General features: G+C 64.8%; 19 protein-coding genes. 11 read left to right on the forward strand and 8 right to left on the reverse strand.

Annotated features, from left to right (window positions below):
- Positions 1 to 322: pseudouridine synthase (locus VIM61_02865; GenBank protein HEY8899326.1), on the reverse strand; the 322-nt coding region annotated here is incomplete at its 3' end.
- On the opposite strand from VIM61_02865, the gene VIM61_02870 reads away from it, so the two are divergent.
- Positions 315 to 1,136, forward strand: coding sequence for a metallophosphoesterase (locus VIM61_02870; GenBank protein ID HEY8899327.1), 822 nt, complete (start codon positions 315 to 317; stop codon positions 1,134 to 1,136). The two genes, VIM61_02865 and VIM61_02870, sit on opposite strands and share 8 nt — an antisense overlap.
- On the opposite strand, the gene VIM61_02875 is transcribed toward VIM61_02870, so the two are convergent.
- Entirely contained in the window at positions 1,104 to 1,595 is a 492-nt protein-coding gene (locus VIM61_02875) for a cyclic nucleotide-binding domain-containing protein (GenBank protein HEY8899328.1), read from the reverse strand. The genes VIM61_02870 and VIM61_02875 overlap by 33 nt on opposite strands.
- 94 nt (positions 1,596 to 1,689) lie before the next feature.
- Here VIM61_02875 and VIM61_02880 point away from each other — a divergent pair, with 94 nt between their 5' ends.
- Positions 1,690 to 3,162 carry an NAD(P)H-hydrate dehydratase gene (locus VIM61_02880; GenBank protein HEY8899329.1) on the forward strand — a complete coding sequence of 491 codons (1,473 nt, stop codon included), beginning with the start codon at positions 1,690 to 1,692 and terminating at the stop codon, positions 3,160 to 3,162.
- Here the strand turns inward: VIM61_02880 and VIM61_02885 are convergent.
- The 6 genes from VIM61_02885 to VIM61_02910 form a co-directional block, all read right to left on the reverse strand.
- Positions 3,155 to 4,291 (reverse strand): hypothetical protein, encoded by a 1,137-nt coding sequence (locus VIM61_02885; protein ID HEY8899330.1) that lies wholly within the window; start codon positions 4,289 to 4,291, stop codon positions 3,155 to 3,157. The two genes, VIM61_02880 and VIM61_02885, sit on opposite strands and share 8 nt — an antisense overlap.
- Complete coding sequence (locus tag VIM61_02890; GenBank protein HEY8899331.1) at positions 4,272 to 4,769, reverse strand: peroxiredoxin; 498 nt, start codon at positions 4,767 to 4,769, stop codon at positions 4,272 to 4,274. Before VIM61_02890 ends, VIM61_02885 begins: the two co-directional genes overlap by 20 nt.
- Position 4,770: 1 nt before the next feature.
- Positions 4,771 to 5,013, reverse strand: a complete 243-nt coding sequence (locus tag VIM61_02895) for a hypothetical protein (protein ID HEY8899332.1) — start codon at positions 5,011 to 5,013, stop codon at positions 4,771 to 4,773.
- Positions 5,014 to 5,075: 62 nt separating this feature from the next.
- The gene (locus VIM61_02900) at positions 5,076 to 5,786 is read right to left on the reverse strand and encodes a LytTR family DNA-binding domain-containing protein (GenBank protein HEY8899333.1); all 711 of its coding nucleotides are present in this window, start codon (positions 5,784 to 5,786) and stop codon (positions 5,076 to 5,078) included.
- Positions 5,783 to 6,778, reverse strand: a complete 996-nt coding sequence (locus VIM61_02905; protein HEY8899334.1) for a histidine kinase — start codon at positions 6,776 to 6,778, stop codon at positions 5,783 to 5,785. The genes VIM61_02900 and VIM61_02905 overlap by 4 nt, the downstream gene beginning before the upstream one ends.
- A gap of 194 nt (positions 6,779 to 6,972) precedes the next feature.
- A complete protein-coding gene (locus VIM61_02910) occupies positions 6,973 to 7,353 on the reverse strand; it encodes a hypothetical protein (GenBank protein HEY8899335.1) in 381 nt (126 codons plus the stop codon).
- Between the two features lie 634 nt (positions 7,354 to 7,987).
- On the opposite strand from VIM61_02910, the gene VIM61_02915 reads away from it, so the two are divergent.
- From VIM61_02915 to ssuE, 9 genes are all read left to right on the forward strand, one after another.
- Positions 7,988 to 8,767, forward strand: coding sequence for an ABC transporter ATP-binding protein (locus tag VIM61_02915; protein HEY8899336.1), 780 nt, complete (start codon positions 7,988 to 7,990; stop codon positions 8,765 to 8,767).
- On the forward strand, positions 8,760 to 9,650 hold the full coding sequence (locus VIM61_02920) for a branched-chain amino acid ABC transporter permease (GenBank protein ID HEY8899337.1): 891 nt from the start codon (positions 8,760 to 8,762) through the stop codon (positions 9,648 to 9,650). The genes VIM61_02915 and VIM61_02920 overlap by 8 nt, the downstream gene beginning before the upstream one ends.
- Before the next feature lie 3 nt (positions 9,651 to 9,653).
- A complete protein-coding gene (locus VIM61_02925) occupies positions 9,654 to 10,694 on the forward strand; it encodes a branched-chain amino acid ABC transporter permease (GenBank protein HEY8899338.1) in 1,041 nt (346 codons plus the stop codon).
- On the forward strand, positions 10,691 to 12,067 hold the full coding sequence (locus VIM61_02930; GenBank protein HEY8899339.1) for an ABC transporter substrate-binding protein: 1,377 nt from the start codon (positions 10,691 to 10,693) through the stop codon (positions 12,065 to 12,067). The genes VIM61_02925 and VIM61_02930 overlap by 4 nt, the downstream gene beginning before the upstream one ends.
- A gap of 62 nt (positions 12,068 to 12,129) precedes the next feature.
- Positions 12,130 to 12,924 carry an ABC transporter ATP-binding protein gene (locus tag VIM61_02935; protein ID HEY8899340.1) on the forward strand — a complete coding sequence of 265 codons (795 nt, stop codon included), beginning with the start codon at positions 12,130 to 12,132 and terminating at the stop codon, positions 12,922 to 12,924.
- A gap of 32 nt (positions 12,925 to 12,956) precedes the next feature.
- A complete protein-coding gene (locus VIM61_02940; protein HEY8899341.1) occupies positions 12,957 to 14,219 on the forward strand; it encodes an SfnB family sulfur acquisition oxidoreductase in 1,263 nt (420 codons plus the stop codon).
- 148 nt (positions 14,220 to 14,367) lie between these two features.
- Entirely contained in the window at positions 14,368 to 15,381 is a 1,014-nt protein-coding gene (locus tag VIM61_02945; GenBank protein ID HEY8899342.1) for a hypothetical protein, read from the forward strand.
- Positions 15,382 to 15,544: 163 nt separating this feature from the next.
- Positions 15,545 to 16,645 carry a dimethyl sulfone monooxygenase SfnG gene (sfnG, locus tag VIM61_02950; protein ID HEY8899343.1) on the forward strand — a complete coding sequence of 367 codons (1,101 nt, stop codon included), beginning with the start codon at positions 15,545 to 15,547 and terminating at the stop codon, positions 16,643 to 16,645.
- Between the two features lie 38 nt (positions 16,646 to 16,683).
- Complete coding sequence (gene ssuE, locus VIM61_02955) at positions 16,684 to 17,226, forward strand: NADPH-dependent FMN reductase (protein HEY8899344.1); 543 nt, start codon at positions 16,684 to 16,686, stop codon at positions 17,224 to 17,226.
- The last annotated feature ends 7 nt before the right edge of the window (positions 17,227 to 17,233 follow it).

A 17,233-nucleotide genomic window follows, 5' to 3' on the forward strand; every position in this document is an offset into this window, starting at 1 on the left:
GCTCCACCCGCCACGCCCGCGCCGGCAGCGTGCGCCTGCCCTGCACCATCACGCCTCGCTCGAGCTCCGCGAACGCCGCCGGCAGCGGCTCGCCCTCGACCTGCGCCCAATACCGCCGCCAATGCCCACGCGTCGGATGCAGCAACCGGTGATTCAGCCCCGCCTCATCGGTCAGGAGCAGCAACCCCTCGGAATCCGCGTCCAGCCGTCCGACCGGATACACGCCCGCCGGCAGGCCGCACTCCGCCAGCGTCCGCTGCCCGGGAGCTTCCGGCGTAAACTGGCTGAGAACGCCGTAAGGCTTGTGAAGGGCAATGAGCACGGAGGCGATTCTGGAGCGGGCGCCAGCCCGGGAAAATGGTTTTCTCTCGCCTCGCGCGAAGGCTCCTCGCTATCGCATGACGATGCGGCTGCTTTTCGTTGCGGACCTCCACTATTCGCTTCGGCAGTTTGACCGGCTGCTCGCAAACGCCCCGGATTACGACCTCACCGTGATCGGCGGCGATCTGCTCGACCTCGCCTCGCCCCTCGATTTCGACATCCAGATCGCCGTCGTCGAGAAATACGTGGGCCGCCTCCGTCGGCGCGCGCGGCTGGTCATCAGCTCGGGCAATCACGATGGCGACGGACGCAACTCCGCGGACGAATCGGTCGCGCTCTGGCTGCGGGATCTCGGCGGCGAGGACCTCTTCGTCGACGGCGACAGCCTCGACTTCGGCGATGTCCGCATCACCGTGTGCCCGTGGTGGGACGGCGCCCAATCCCGCGAGGAACTCGAAGCCTTGCTGGAGCGCGAGGCGGCCCGCTCGCCCCGGCGATGGATCTGGATTCATCACGCCCCGCCCAGCGGCTCCCGCACAAGCTGGACAGGCCGGGAATCCGTCGGAGACGACCCCCTTCGCGAGTGGATTCAGCGCTTCCAGCCCGAGATGGTGTTCAGCGGCCACGTCCACAATGCACCGTTCTATCCCGAGGGTTCGTGGATCGATCGCGTTGGCCGGACGTGGGTTTTCAACCCCGGTCGGCAGATCGGCCCCCAGCCGACATCGATCGTTCTCGATCTCGATGCCATGACCGCCGAGTGGCACTCGATCGAAGGGTGTTCAACCCGCAGTCTCCGGATCGCGGACAACTGAATCCCGCGGAAAGAGACGCGAGCGGGGCTGCCGGTGCAGCAGCGCCTCGAGCACCTCGTCGACCATGTCGATCCGCTCGTCGCCTTCATACTGCTGCTTCAGGTCGACGAGATACGCCGTCAGCGAATTCAGCCGCCTGGCAAGCAACTCGCAGAGATAAAGCGTCATTGCCGGATGTTGCTCCAGGAAGGGTCGAGCATCCGCGATCTCGTAGAATCGCGAGTCCTGCACCGCGCGCACGGTGGCCGTGTGGGCGACGCCGAGCAGCGCGGACAAATCGCCGAAGACATCGCCGGCCCGGGAAAAGGTGTCGATCACCGCGCCGTCGCGCAGGATCTGCACCCGGCCCTCGATCATGATGTAAAGCCGGCCGGTGCTCGTATTCTGCTCGAGAACCGCCTCCCCGGCGGCGAAGGAACGCACCGGATGGTCGGTGAGCGTGTCCAGGATCGAGCGCATGACGTCATCCACCACAGGACGAGCCCCAGGGAAAGGTCTTTTTCGAGCGCGCTTCCTTCTTTGGGAATCGGGCGGCGTTGAAGTAGGCTGAAGCATGCTTCTGAGCAGTGCGGAAATGCGGGCGGTCGAGGAGGACGCTTTCGCGCGCGGCGTGAATGCCGAGGACCTCATGGATCGCGCCGGCCTCGGCATCGCCGAAGCCATCCTCGCCTTCGTTCCCGGCCCCGCCCACGTCATCGCCGTCTGCGGCAAGGGCAACAACGCCGGCGACGTGCTCGTCGCAGCGCGTCACCTCGCCCGGCGTGGATGGAATGTCGAAGCCGACCTCGTCTTTCCCGAGCACGACCTCTCCCCGCTCGCCGCCAAGAAGCTCACCGAGCTTCGGGCATCGCTTCGTTTCGAAACCTCCATGGCGCCCTCCCTCGTCCTCCTCGACGGCCTGCTGGGAATCGGCGCCCGGGGCGCCCCGCGAGAACCCATCGCCTTGGCGATCCGGCGCATCGATGCGCTCCGCCAGCAGCGCGGGGCCTTCGTCGTGGCCGCCGATCTTCCCAGCGGACTCGATGCGGATACCGGCGAGGCCGCGGAGTCCTGCGTCGTCGCCGATCTCACCGTCACCATCGGCCATCCCAAGGCGGGCCTGCTCGCCGACGCCGCCACCGCTGTCGTCGGCCGGCTTGCCCTCGTTCCGCTGGACGAACTCGCGACCTCGGAAGGAGACGCCGCGGAACTGGTCACCCCGCTCCGACTCCAGTCCCTCCTGCCTCCGCGGCCCTTCGACAGCCACAAGGGGACGTGGGGCCGCATCGGAATCCTCGCCGGTTCGCGGGGCACCCTCGGCGCCGCCCGGCTCTGCGCGGAAGGCGCCCTCCGTGCCGGCGCTGGCCTCGTCACGCTCTACGCCCTGCCCGATTGCTACGAACTCCTCGCCGCGACCATGCCGCCGGAGGTCATGGTCCGCCCCGTCGCCCGCCACACGGACGCACTCGCCGATCGTCTCGACGCGATCGCCATCGGCCCGGGCATCGGCTCTCCGGCCGCAGCCGAGATTCTTCCGATCATCACCGGTTTCTCCGGCCCGATGGTCGTGGACGCCGACGCCCTCAACCTTCTCGCCCGCACGCCGGGCGCCTGGCAGAAAATGGCCGGCCCGCGCCTCTTCACGCCCCACCCCGGAGAAATGGCCCGACTTTTCCCGGAGAGCCGGTCGCTCTCCCGCCGCGCCACCGCGGAAAAATTTGCCGGAACGCACCACGTCACCGTCCTCCTCAAGGGCGCACGCACCGTCATCGCCGAAGCGGGAGCGCCAACCGTTTTCAATACAACCGGGAATCCCGGCATGGGAAGCGGCGGCATGGGCGACGTGCTGTCCGGTGTCTGCGCGACCTTTCTCGGACAGGGCCACTCGCCGCGGGAGGCCGCCATGCTCGGCGCCTGGATCTGCGGCCGCGCGGCGGAACGCTTTGTCTTCGGTCCGGGCGGCTCACCCGAGGGCCTCGTGGCCAGCGACGTGATTCATCGCCTCGGCGAGACGATGCAGGACATTCGCACCGGCCGGGCTATTTGACCGTCGTTTTTTCGTCCTTCGAAGAATGAAAGATCGGCAGCGATCGGTTCCGGAAGGAATTCAGCCCCGGCTGCAACCGTTGGAAAAGTTTCTTCGTCTCCTGCAGCGGGAGATCCTCGATGAAATAGGCGATCGCCGCCCGGCCCACCGCGTAGGTCCCCGCGCCGGCGACGATTCCGGAAATCGCGTTGCCCCAGATCGGGAAGACTTTCAGCAAGGCCCGCGCCCCTTCGCGAAAGGCAAACCCCGCACCAATGCTCACGCCCAGCGCGCCCGCAAACTCCGCAATCAATCGCGCGCTCGCCGGCCGGCCGCTTACGTAAACGATGAGGCCCACGAGCAGCGATTGCAGCGTCGTGAGAATCGGCAGGTCCGCGAGCGGGATTGGCTGCACGCCGATGACACCACACACCGCGGTGAAGGATTTCAGCAACGACGAGGCAATCTGCGCCTGGGCTCCGCGCGCTCCGGTCATCCGCGCAAACTCCAGTTTCGCCTCGTTCGGCAGCTCGGCGCAGAGAGCTTCCGCCACGGCCGCCGCCTGCTCCGCATCGGCGCTGAAGACATGGAGCGAGCGCTGCACGAACTCCCGCCGGGAATTCAGCAGGGCGCGCAGGCGGGCGCGGTCCGCCTCGCCGTCGTTGCCGAAAGAAAGGGCCACCAATCCCGGCCGCACCGCCTCGGAGCTATCCGCAAGCGCCAGCCGCGCCGCGGAAATGGAGAACGCGGCGTCGAAACTCTCCGCCGCATCGGCGCCGCCGCGCAGAAACATCACCACATCCGGCTTTGCCGCCGCCAGCGCGTCCGCCACAAACGCATCGGGAGTCTCCGCCCGGGCATCGCACACCTCGATGGCCCCGCGTTCCGGCACGCGATACGTGCGCCAGCCGCGGTGGGAATCGCCCGTCTCCACCGGCATGCCGCCAAGGAAATGAAGGATCGCCGGCACGCTCGTCGAGGCCGCGCCACCAATCACCATCACGCGCGCCGGTCGCTGCTCGAGGAAAAGTTCCCGCAGGGGCACGAGTTCGCGCAGGATCGGCTTCTGCACGCCGCCCGGCAGTTTGTCCACGAGCGACTCGAGCCGTTCGTAGAGCTTCAGCACGCTGTCACGGTTTAAAATTTGCAAGATCTTCGAGCAGGATGTCGGTGTGCGCGTCGGGCTTCACCCGGCGGAACACGGATTTGATTCGGCCATCGGGGCGGATGACAAAAGTCGTCCGCTCCGTGCCCATGAAAGTTTTGCCATACATCGTCTTCTGCACCCACACGCCGTAGGCCTGGACGATTTCCTTCGACTCGTCGCTGATGACGGGAAAAGGCAGTTCGTATTTCTCGATGAAACGCCGATGGCTTTCCGGCGAGTCCACGCTCACGCCGAAGAACATGGTGTCCGGCCGTTTGAGGTGCGCCCAGCGGTCGCGCATGCTGCAGGCCTGCGTCGTGCAGCCCGGCGTATCGTCCTTCGGATAAAAATACAGCACCACCGCCACACCGCGCAGCTCGCTCAGCCGCACCCGGCCGCCCTCCAGACCAAAGGCGCCGCCGATCGCGAGTGCTTCGAAGTCGGGCGCCATCGCGCCGGGAGCAAGGTCGATCGTTTCCATGTCAGCAAGCCCGGGCGTTCAGCCAATCCATCGCCTTCACATAGCTCTGGCGCTCGAGATAATGCCGCAGCATCGGGTCGGCGTCCCCGCCCAGTTGCGCCCCCAGTCGATCGACTTCGCCAGAGGCCTCGATCAGAGCGGCGAGATGCCCGGCGGCATCCCGCGCGTAAAATTCGCGGTCCGCCACGACATCGAGTCGGCGCTGGAGCGCCTCCCGCAGCGGTTGAAGATCGGCCGTCATCATGACCGTTCCTATCGCAGCGTTTGCCGTGCCACGCAAGTCCTCGAAACTCCTTCGAACGTCCGCTACAGCCGCGCGCGGACTTCGCTGACCTTGCGCGTAAAGGGCACCCGTTCCCCGCCTCGCAATAACGCGCAATTCTCCCCGGCTGCGTCCGCGTCGAGCTGAACGACGTGCCGCAGATTCAGGATCGCCGATCGGCTCACGCGGAAAAAATCCTCCGGCAGGCTGGCCTCGAGCGACGTCATCGTCTGGCGAATGATGTGATTCTGCGTGGCGGTGTGCAGGATCGCGTAGTTTCCCGCCGCCTCGATCCACTCGATCTGCGCAGCCGCGACGACATCCACCCGGCCCTGATTCCGCACCAGAAAGCGATCCCGAACCGCCTCCGGCTCTTCGGCAGAGTTCTTTCCCCGTCGTTCCGCGACCCGCTCGAGCGCCTTGAGCAGACGATCGCCGGCCACCGGCTTGAGAAGGTAATCGAGGGCGCAGGCCTCAAAGGCGCGCACCGCATATTCGTCGTAAGCGGTGACAAAAATGATCGTGGGCCGTTTCTCGGCTGGCAGGGCATCGACCACGTCAAACCCGTCCATTCCCGGCATCTGAATATCGAGGAACACGAGATCCGGAGCGTGCTGGCGGATGTCGGAAATCGCCGAGGTGCCATTTTCACATTCCGCCACGATCTCGATCTCGGGCGAGGCCCGCAAAAGCCGCGCCAGCCGCAAGCGCGCGACCTGTTCGTCATCCACCAGGATCGTTCGAATCTTTTTCACGGCGCGGTCCGGTAGGGAACCTCGAGAATCACCTGCGTGAGCGGTCCATCATACATCTCGAGCACGGCATCGTCGCCATAAAGCTGCTCGAGCCGCGCCCGGGCATTGCCGAGCCCGATGCCCTCGGTCGCGTCGGGGCGGCTGCGAAAGCCCAGGCCATCGTCCGAAACGATAATGCGCAGTCGCGCACCCTGCCGCCGCGCGGTCACGGTCACGCTGCCGCCTTCGGGACGCGGCAGCAGCCCGTGCTGAACGGCATTCTCGACCAGCGGCTGGAGGATGAACGCGGGCACCAGCGCGTTCCGGGCATCGGAATCAACGTCCATCGAGTGGCCGATCCGACCATCGAACCGGACGCCGATGATCGCCAGGTAGCGCTCGACATATTCCATCTCCCTCCCCAGCGGCAGCTCGACTTCCGAGGACGTCTCGAGGCTGAGTCGCAGCAGGTCGCTCAGCGCGACGAGCATCGCGTCGGCCTTGTCCGGTTGTTCGTGGACGAGCCCGGCGATCGTGTTGAGCGTATTGAAAAGAAAGTGGGGCTGGAGCTGCGCCTTGAGCGCCTCGAGACGGGCGCGGGTGAGCCCGGCAGCGCGTTCCTCGAGACGGCGCCGATAAAGGAGCAGGTGCGCGCTTGCCACGAGCATCAGATAGATCGGCAGCTCGAAGGTGAAATAGCCGAAGAGATTGATCGCCGGCGGGAGCGGTTCCTCCCCCACCAGAAGCGTCTCCGAAGATCGGAGCGGCGGGGGCTGGTGAAGCTGCAAGGTCTCATTCGACTGGCCGGCTGCCGCTGAAAAGGCCCAGTCGACCCCTCCCTTCCAGATATGGAGAAACGCCATCGACAGGACGAACACGAGCGCATGCGCCGGCCACACCACGTATTTCCGCGGCCGACCGAGCGGAAATCGCGCCGAAAATCGAAAGAGGAGCGGCGTCAGGATCGCCCACGAAGCCCAGTCACGCAGCCCATGCCGAATCGCAGTGGGCACATCCCCCCCACGACTGACAATCTCCGCCCCAAGGATCACGGAAACCGTTCCCCAGGCGGCAAAGGAGATGAGCCAGCCGAGGAGAAGCGTTCGGAAAGGGCTGAGGAACCGAACCATTCCCCAGCCTGCGCGGCGGACCAGGGGGGGAGTCAAGAAAATGTGCGGCGATCGCGTGTCCGGGGAGGACGCCTCGCTCAAGCGAGCGCAGCGTGATAAGCCTCCACCAGGGCCTTGATCTGGGCCCGGATGGCGGTGACACGCTTGATTCGTCGATCGAGCTGACGAATCTCCTTCGCCTTCGAGAGTTCTTTCTTGAAGGCGGCGAGGCGCGAATCAAATGCCTCGGTGAGGTCTTGGGTTGCAGGTTTCTCCTGTGGGTTGCTGGCCGTCATTTCTTGGTTTGCAGTCGTTCGGGCGAGGGGCAAAAGGTCAGGGCTGATTTCGAGAACGCCCCGGTCGACAGTGGGCTCCTTCGAAACAGCAAGTGCGATCCACTGCTTCATGAGCGGGGCGATCGTGAATGCCCACTCTGCATCGCAGGGGGGCGCGAAGAATTTCGAAACAGCGGCTGACATGAAATTTCAATTGTTTGCCACCGCGCAGGCAGGCCCCTCAATTTTTTTGGGACGAACCCGGTAATTTCTGGGATGAAAGGGATTCGTCGCTTTCCCCAGAAGCGCGGCTCGCCATCCCCACAAAGCTCAAACGGCTCGTATGGAGATGAGCGCCTTCGCCGCTCCCCTCCTGGCAATTCTTCCGTTCGAGAGTGGGCCGTTTCCCAATCATTACGGGCAGAAGCACCGTCGTGATCCGGAAGGACAGCGCTTAATCCAACTTGCTGCAGGCGCAACAGCGGAGCAGCAAAGGACTGCGGATGCCGCAAGGCAGAGGGGAATGGGAAATTTCGAAAAGGAACTTCCCTAAACCGAACGAACATCACAACACACTAATGACCAGAATGTTGCGAATGGATGTGAAGACCTCCTTCCAAGGTTGGCACGAGAGCTGTTTTAGGAATGGCACTCGATCATGAACTCCAAAAATCTCGTCATCCGAAGCGGCGCGGGCGGTCCTGCGACGGCATTGCCGGACAAATGGCTGGAAGACGCGCCAACTTTTCCGAAGCTGGAAGAGAAGCAAAAAACGAAGAGTTTTTTTGACCGAAAAGACGACTCGATAAGTCGTTTTTTAAAATCGGACTTCCCCACCTTGAAATTGGAGTCGGTGACGCTGGCGTTCGGAGGCATTACCGCCGTGGAGGATATGGATCTCACCGTCGAGCACGGGGAGATTCGCGCGATCATCGGGCCGAACGGCGCGGGCAAGAGCTCGCTGCTGAACGTGATCAGCGGGATTTATCGTCCCCAAAGCGGGCGCGTCTGGATCGACGGCTGGCGATTCTCACGCGTGCCGACCCAGCAGCTCGCGAAGCTCGGCATCGCGCGGACGTTTCAAAATCTGGCCCTCTTCAAGGGGCTGACCGTCCTCGAGAACGTCGAGCTCGGCCGGGCGGCGTCGCGGCACGCGAGCTTCGTCGAACAGATCGTGGGCCTCGGCCGCGCCGGACGCGAGCGCCGGGATGCGCGGGTGCGTGCGGAGAAGATCATCGAATCTCTTGGGCTGGAGGCCGTGCGCGAGCGGTTCGCAGGCACGCTGCCCTACGGTCTGCAAAAGCGGGTCGAACTGGCTCGTGCGCTGGTGGCGCGGCCGAAGGTGCTCCTGCTCGACGAGCCCATGGCGGGAATGACCGCTACCGAGAAGCAGGAGATGGCGCGCTTCGTGCGGGCGGCGCGCGACGAGTTCGGCACGACGGTGGTGCTCATCGAGCACGACATCGCGATCGTGATGGAACTCTCGGATCGCGTGACCGTGCTCGACCACGGGCGCAAGATTGCGGACGGAACGCCGGCAGAGGTTCAGGCCGACCAGGCTGTGATCGACGCGTATGTCGGCGTCGCTCACGACGAGCCGGAGGAGGCGTATGTTTGATTTCGCGTTTCTCGCGGAGGTGATCGTCGGCGGCCTCCTGGCCGGAGTGATGTATTCGCTCGTGGCGATCGGCTTCGTGCTGGTTTACAAGACCTCGGGCGTTCTCAATTTCGCGCAGGGCTCGATGGTGCTGCTTGCGGCGCTGACCTTCGTGAGCGTGCTCGAGCGCGGTGCGCCCTTCTGGGGAGCGCTGCTTCTCACGCTCGGCGTGATGGCGCTGCTCGGCCTGACGATCGAACGCTCCGTGCTGCGTCCGCTCGTGAACAAGCCGCCGATCGTGCTTTTCATGGCGACGCTCGGGCTGTCCTACGTGATCGAGGGCATGGCGCAACTCGTATGGGGCACGCAGGTGCATGGACTCGATCTCGGGATCGAAGACACGCCATTCGAAGTCGGCGGAATTTTGATCAGTAAGTTCGACCTCGTTGCGGCGGGGATCGCTGCGGCGATGGTCGCGGGGCTGACGGCATTTTTCCGCTACACGCGGCTGGGGCTCGCCTTTCGAGCCGTGGCGGACGATCAGTTCGCCGCGCTCGCGGTGGGGCTTCGGCTGCAGCGCATCTGGGCTGCGGTGTGGGTGGCGGCCGGCGTGGTCGCGCTCGTGGCCGGCCTGCTCTGGGGCGCGCGGCTCGGCGTGCAGTTTTCGCTCTCGCTCATCGTGCTGAAGGCGCTGCCGGTGCTCGTGCTGGGCGGCTTCGACTCGATCACGGGCGCGATTGTCGGAGGCCTGCTGATCGGTGCGTTCGAGAAGCTCTCGGAAGTCTATGTCGGCCCGTTCTTTGGCGGCGGCATCGAGACGTGGTTCGCCTACGTGATCGCGCTCGCATTCCTGCTCGTGCGGCCGTCGGGCCTCTTCGGCCAGAAACTCATCGAAAGGGCCTGAGCCGTGACCACCCTGACTCTCGATTCCCGCGCGCGCTGGCAGGCGCCGGCCTGGCTGGGTCCGCTCGTGGTGCTGGCCGTAGCCTACGGCGTCGTGCCATTCGTCGGCAGCACGTATGTCTTCGACGCGATTCTCACGCCGTTTCTCGCGTTGTCGCTTGCGGCGGTCGGGCTGAATCTGCTCACCGGTTACGCGGGGCAGCTCTCGCTCGGCTCGGCGGCGTTCATGGCTGTGGGGGCGTTTGCCGCCTACAATTTCAACCTGCGCGTGCCTGGGCTGCCGCTGCTCGGGAGCTTCGTGCTCGCCGGTCTGGCGGCGGCGGCGATCGGCATCGTCTTCGGGTTGCCGAGTCTGAGGTTGCGCGGCTTCTACCTCGCGGTCTCGACGCTTGCGGCGCAGTTCTTCGTGCAGTGGGCGCTCACGAAGTTCAGCTGGTTCTCGAATGACAATCCCTCCGGCGTGATCGATGCGCCGGCGCTCACGGTCCTTGGCATTTCGTTCGACGGACCGGTGGGACGTTATCTCTTCGCGCTCACCATCGTGACGGCGCTCACCGCGCTGGCCTGGCGGCTGGTGAACACGCAGACCGGCCACAATTTCATCGCCGTGCGGGACAATGAACTCGCGGCGAAGGTGATCGGCGTGCCCGTGCTGCGGACGAAGCTCCTTGCGTTCGCGATCTCGTCGTTCTTCGTCGGTGTGGCGGGAGTGCTGTGGGCATTCGCCTACCTGCGCACCGTCGAGCCGGCGGGGTTCAATCTCGATCGCTCGTTCCAGATCGTCTTCATCGTCATCATCGGCGGGCTGGCCTCGATTCGCGGGGCGTTTTTCGGAGCGGCGTTGCTCGTCGTCTTCCCGCTCGTGCTGTCGCGCGTCGGCAGCCTCCTGCTCGGCGACCGGTTCGACTCCGGCACGCTCGACATGTGCCAGCGCATCGTGCTCGGCGCGCTCATCATTTTCTTCCTCATCGCGGAACCCAACGGACTCGTCGCCCTCTGGGACCGCATCAAGGCCCGACTTTCACCCAACACCCAAACTCCATGAAAACCACCCAACTCCTTCCATCCCTGCGGCGAAAGCTCGCGCTCTCCGCCGCCCTTGCAGTGACGCTCTCCGGCGCAGCCACCCTCGCGCACGCCGACGAGCAGAACTTCCCGCTGCAGAGCTATCGCGTCGGTCCCTACGCGGCCGGCGGCACCGGCTTCTTCGGCGGATTCATCGACTACCTGAACCTGGTCAACATCCGCGACGGCGGCGTGAACGGCGTGAAGCTCACGTGGGAGGAAGGCGAGACGCAATACGAGGTCGAGCGCGGCGTCGAGGTCTACGAGCGCCTCAAGAATACGCGCGGCATCGCGGCGTGGAACCCGCTCTCAGTCGGCATCGCCTACGCGATGATCGACCGCATCACGCAGGACAAGGTGCCGCTCATCACGATCAATCACGGGCGCACCGACTCGACGGACGGCCGCGTATTTCCCTACGTCTTCCCGCTGTTGCTGAATCCCTACAGCGAGACCTCGGCGATCATCAACTACATCGGCACGAAGGTGGGCGGCCTCGACAAGCTCAAGGGCAGGAAGATCGTCGTCCTCTATCACGGCTCGCCCTACGGCAAGGAGACGATTCCGATCTACGAGCTCCTCGCGAAAAAATACGGCTTCGAGGTCCAGCAGATCGAGGTGCCGCATCCCGGCAACGAGCAGCAGTCGCAGTGGCTCACGATCCGCCGCGCAAAGCCTGATTACGTCGTGCTCCGAGGCTGGGGCGTGATGAATCCCGTCGCGCTCAAGACGGCGCAGAAGGTCGGCTTCCCCGCCGATCACATCGTCGGCAACGTGTGGTCGAACTCCGAAGAGGACGTCATTCCCGCCGGTGACGCCGCCAAGGGCTACGTCGCGATCACCACGCAGGCCTCCGGCGCGCAATATCCCGTGCTCCAGGAAATCGTGAAGACGGTTTACGGCGCCGGCAAGGGCAACCTTGCCGACCAGAAGCGCATCGGCAGCGTCTATCACAACCTCGGCATCGTGAACGGCATCCTCAACGTCGAGGCCGTCCGCATTGCGCAGGAAAAATTCGGCCATCGCACGCTCACGGGCGACGAGGTTCGCTGGGGCTTCGAGCACCTGCAGCTCGATCCCAAGCGCGTCGAGGAGCTCGGCGCGAAGGACCTGTTCCACTCGATTCACGTCACCTGGGACAACCACGAGGGCGACGGTTACGTGACCTTCCAGCAATGGGACGGCAGGAAATGGAATGTCGTCTCCGACTGGATCGCGCCCGACTGGAAGCTCCTTCGCCCGATCATCGAGAAGTCCGCGCTCGCCTACGCCACCGAGCACAACATCAGGCTCCGCACGGCGTCCGACGCCGAAAAGGTCGAAACCAACACCCCGGTCGTCAGCAACAAGTAGCCACCGAGCGGAGAGGCCGGCGTATGGTCAAGGCGCCGGTCTCTCCTTCCACTCCACCCGGCATGTCTCACGCACCCGCCCAACTCGTCGTCGAGAATATCGAGGCGATCTACAATCACTCCATTGCCGCCCTGCACGGTGTGAGTCTCACCGTGCACTCCGGCGAAATCGTCGCGCTCATCGGTGCGAATGGCGCCGGCAAATCCACCACGCTCAAGGCCGTGTCGAACCTGCTCCCGGCCGAACGCGGACGCATTACCACCGGCGCGATTCGCTTCGAAGGCGTGGACGTCCTGCGCACGAGTCCCGGCGCGCTCGTGCGACTCGGTCTCGCGCAGGTGCTCGAGGGCCGGCATTGCTTTCGCGCGCTCACGGTCGAGGAAAACCTCGTGACCGGCGGCGTGGCCCGCGGCTCGGGCCGCCGCGAGATCACCCGGGATCTCGCCCGCATCTACGAGATCTTTCCGCGCCTGGGCGACAAGCGCCATGCCGTGGCCGGCCTCACCTCCGGCGGAGAGCAGCAGATGACCGCCATCGGCCGCGCGCTGATGTCGCGTCCCCGCCTTCTCGTGCTCGACGAGCCCTCGATGGGCCTTGCGCCGAAGACCGTGCAGAGCATTTTCCAATCGTTGGGCGCGCTCAACGAATCCGAGGGACTTTCAATTCTCGTCGCGGAGCAGAATTCCACGATCGCGCTTCGTTATGCGCATCGCGCCGTCGTGCTCGAGAACGGCGTCTCCGTGCTCGAAGGCTCCGCGCAGGAGCTCCGCAGCCGTTCCGACATCAAGGCCTTCTATCTCGGGGAAGGCTTCACCGCAAAAGCCGGCGTCCCCCTCGGCGAGGCCGCCACCATTTGATCTCCACTACAAAACCAACCCACCGACATACCATGAGTCTCCTTCTCGAAACGGAAATCCCGCAAAACACCACCAAGTCCCGCCAGGGCGTGCCTGGCGTGGCCAAGCCCGCGGAGCCTGCGCATATCATCCGCAGCGATGCCGAGGCCCTCGAAGTCGCCGAGCATCTTGCCGCCGCATTCGCGCAGGGCGCGTCCGACCGCGACCGCTTCCGCACGTGGCCGGTCGCCGAGCTCGACGCCTTCTCGCAAAGCGGGCTGTGGTCGATCAACGTCCCCAAAAAATTCGGCGGCCCGGAGCTCTCGTATGTCACGCTCACGAAGGTCATCGAGATCATCTCGGCGGCCGATCCGTCGCTGGGGCAGATTCCGCAGAACCATCTCGGCGTCGTTGCGGCGATTCGCACCGTCTCCGATGAGGCGCAGCAGCGGGTGCTCTTCGATCTCGTGCTGAACGGCACGCGATTCGGAAATGCGTTCTCCGAGTTCGGCTCGAAGCGCGCGGCGGAGTTCGAGACGAAGTTCACCGACGCGGGCGACCACGTGATCGTCAACGGCCGCAAGTTCTACTCGAGCGGCGCGTTGCTTGCACACCTCGTGCCCATCGTCGCGCTCGATGACGAAGGCCGCGCCTGGTATGCGATCGCCGACCGCAATGCGCCCGGGCTCACGGTGATCGACGACTGGTCGGCATTCGGCCAGCGCACCACGCTCAGCGGCACGGTGATCCTCGAGAATGTGCAGGTGCCGAAGACGCACCTCGTGCCCGGCTACAAGGGCTACGACAAGCCCACCGCCGATGGAGCAATCTTCCAGATTATCCAGGTCGCCGTGGATGCCGGCATCGCAAAGGCGGCGATCGACGACACGATCACGTTCGTGAAAACGAAGTCGCGTCCGTGGGTGGACAGCGGACTCGAGCGCGCGAGTGACGATCCCTACGTGATCCAGGCCATCGGCGATCTCACGCTTCGCCTGCACGCGACCGAGGCGTTGCTCGAGAAAGCCGGCCTCGCCGTGGATCGCGCCGTCGCGGAGCCGACCGCCGATTCCGTCGCGAAGGCGCAGATCGCCGTGGCCGAGGCTAAGGTGTTCAGCACGGAGATCGCCATCGACGCGACGAACCGGCTCTTCGAACTTGCCGGCACGCGCTCCACGCTCGCCGAGCACAATCTCGACCGCCACTGGCGCAACGCCCGCACGCACACGCTGCACGATCCCGTGCGCTGGAAATACGCGATCCTCGGCAACTACGCGCTCAACGGCGTGAACCCACCGCTGCACGCATGGAGTTGACGCTCTGTCGTTAGCGCGCGGCCTCGCGCTCCCATTCTGCCACTCCCCCACCCGGGAGCGCACCCGGCTTTCCGCTCGGAAACGCCACCCACCCTTCCTGCGCCCGCAACCCAGCCTGCGGACGGGCGCTCCCACCATGCCAACCATCATGAAAAAAACTCTGCTTACACCCATCCTGCTCGCCGCGCTGCTGGCGGGCTCCACCCCGAAACTCCGCGCCCAGCATCCCGCGCCCGAGGGCGCCGCCGAGGCCACAAGCGCCAGCGCCACCGAGGCGCCGGAGAACGACGCGCCGCACAAGAAGAAGCCAAAAGCCACGACGACGACGACCGTGACCGAAACCAATGAAAAAGAGGTCAAGGAAACCGTGGTCGTCGAGCCGAAGAAGTCGCGTTTCTCCGGCGACCTCGGCCTCGCGATCCTCAACCAATACAACACACGCGGCATCATCGTGCAGAGCCATGGCGTGATCTATCAGCCCTACGTCGATATCTACCTGAACCTCTACAAGGGCGACGGATTCATCAACAGCGTCAATATCCAGGCCGGCCTGTGGGGCGACCTCAGCTCCGACCCACGTGTATCCGACCCGACGAAGGACAAGGCGACGCGGCATTTCACGGAGCTCGACTTCATCCCGGGCGCCTCGGTGACGTTCCTCAAGCGCTTCACCTTCACGCTGCTCTACAACACGTGGATCACGCCCGCCGGCGGCTACGACTCCGGCCAGTGGTTGCAGGGCATCCTCGCCTACGACGATAGCAACCTGCTCTTCCCGAATTTCTCGTTCCAGCCTGTGTTCAAGACGCTCTACGAGCTGCCGAGCTCCACGCCGTCGGGCCTGCGCGGGCATGGCTGGTATTTCGAGCCGAGCCTCACGCCGAACTACACGTTCTTCGCAAAGTCGAAATATCCGGTGAACCTCGGGTTGAACTTCACGCTCGGCCTCGGGTCGCAATTCTACGGCGGCGAGACGTTCGGCTATTTCGCGTTCGGTCCGCAGCTCTCGGTTCCGCTCGGGTTCATCCCGTCGGAGTTCGGCAAATGGACCGTCTCCGCGGGCTACCGGCACTACGTCCTCGGCGAGACGACCGCCGCCATCGCCCCGGGCGGTCGTGCGAACCAGGAACTCTACTCGCTCTCGCTCGGGCTCCAGTTCTGAGGAACCCCCGATTGCTGCTGGAGCAGCAGCGCGCCCGCAGCGGATGCGCCACCTCCAGCAGCGACAGGAAGCCATGAAAACCTCAAGTCATTGGAAACAAACGAGATATGAACGTTGGCACGGACACTGCGAATGCTGGTTCTGCCGCAATCAACACACGCATATGAGCACGACTCACCAGGATCACATTCGTTTCGCCTACTGGGTTCCCAACGTCAGCGGGGGCCTTGTCGTCAGCAACATCGAACAGCGCACGAGCTGGGACATCGATTACAACCGCAAGCTCGCGCAGATCGCCGAGCGCAGCGGCTTCGACTACGCACTGAGCCAGATTCGCTTCACCGCCGGCTACGGCGCGGAATACCAGCACGAGCCCGTGCTCTTCAGCCAGGCGCTGCTCGCCGCGACGGAGCGCTTGAAGCTCATCGCTGCCATCCTGCCCGGCCCGTGGAATCCCGCGCTCGCGGCGAAGCAGCTCGCCACGCTCGACCAGCTCAGCGGCGGCCGCGTCGCGGTGAACATCGTGAGTGGCTGGTTCCGCGGGGAGTTCCAGGCGATTGGCGAGCCGTGGCTCGACCACGACGAGCGCTACCGCCGCTCCGAGGAGTTCATCCGCGCCCTCAAGGGAATCTGGACCGAGGACAACTTCACGTTCCGCGGCGATTTCTATCGATTCAACAATTACACGTTGAAGCCGAAGCCGCTCCAGCGGCCGCACCCGGAGATCTTCCAGGGCGGCAGCTCCCGCGCGGCGCGCGACATGGCGGCGCGCGTGTCGGACTGGTATTTCACGAACGGCAACACGCCTGAGGGGCATGCCGCGCAGATTGCCGACATCCGGCAGAAATCCGCGCAGAACGGCCACAAGGTGAAGGTCGGCGTGAACGCCTTCATCATCGCCCGCGACACCGAGCAGGAGGCGCGCGACGTGCTCGAGGAAATCATCGCGAAGGCGAATCCCGAGGCCGTGCGCGCCTTCGGTCACGAGGTGAAGAACGCCGGCGCCGCGTCGCCCGAGGGCGAAGGAAACTGGGCCAAATCGACGTTCGAGGACCTCGTCCAATACAACGACGGCTTCAAGACGAACCTCATCGGCACGCCCGAGCAGATCGCCGAGCGCATCGTTCATCTCAAGAGCATCGGCGCCGACCTCATTCTCAGCGGGTTCCTCCACTTCCAGGAGGAGGTCGAATACTTCGGCAAACGCGTGCTTCCGCTCGTCCGCGAGCTCGAGACCGGCCGTGGCCTCGCCGTCGCCGCGTAACTCCCACCCGCTTCTCAGCACTTCAACATCACAACACCATGCCTGACATTCTCCTCATTTCCGGAAGCCCCGTCGCCCGTTCCCGCTCCCAGGCCCTGCTCGACTACGCGGTCGAACAGCTCGCCGCCGAGGGGCTCGGCACCGAAGTCGTGAGCGTGCGCGATTTTCCCGCCGAGGATCTCGTGCTCGCGAAATACGACAGCCCGTCCTTCGAGAAATTCCGCCATCTCATCGCGGAGGCGCGCGGCATCATCATCGCGACGCCCGTTTACAAGGCCGCCTACACGGGCTCGCTGAAGGCACTGCTCGACATCCTGCCCCAGCAGGCCTTCCGCAACAAGACGCTACTTCCGCTCGCGAGCGGCGGCACGCTCGCGCACCTGCTTGTGCTCGATTACGCGCTCAAGCCGGTGCTCGGCGCGCTCGGCGCGTCGGACATTCTGCAGGGCGTCTTCGCCGTCGACACACAGCTCCAGTTCGGCGAGGGCAGCGACCTCCTCATCGACGAGGAGATTCGCGAACGATTCGACCGCGAGATCGACAGCCTCATCGCGAAGGTCAAGGCTCCGGTGCTCGCGTAACGCAGCG

The organism is Chthoniobacterales bacterium (assembly GCA_036569045.1).
GTDB lineage: Bacteria > Verrucomicrobiota > Verrucomicrobiia > Chthoniobacterales > JAATET01 > JAATET01.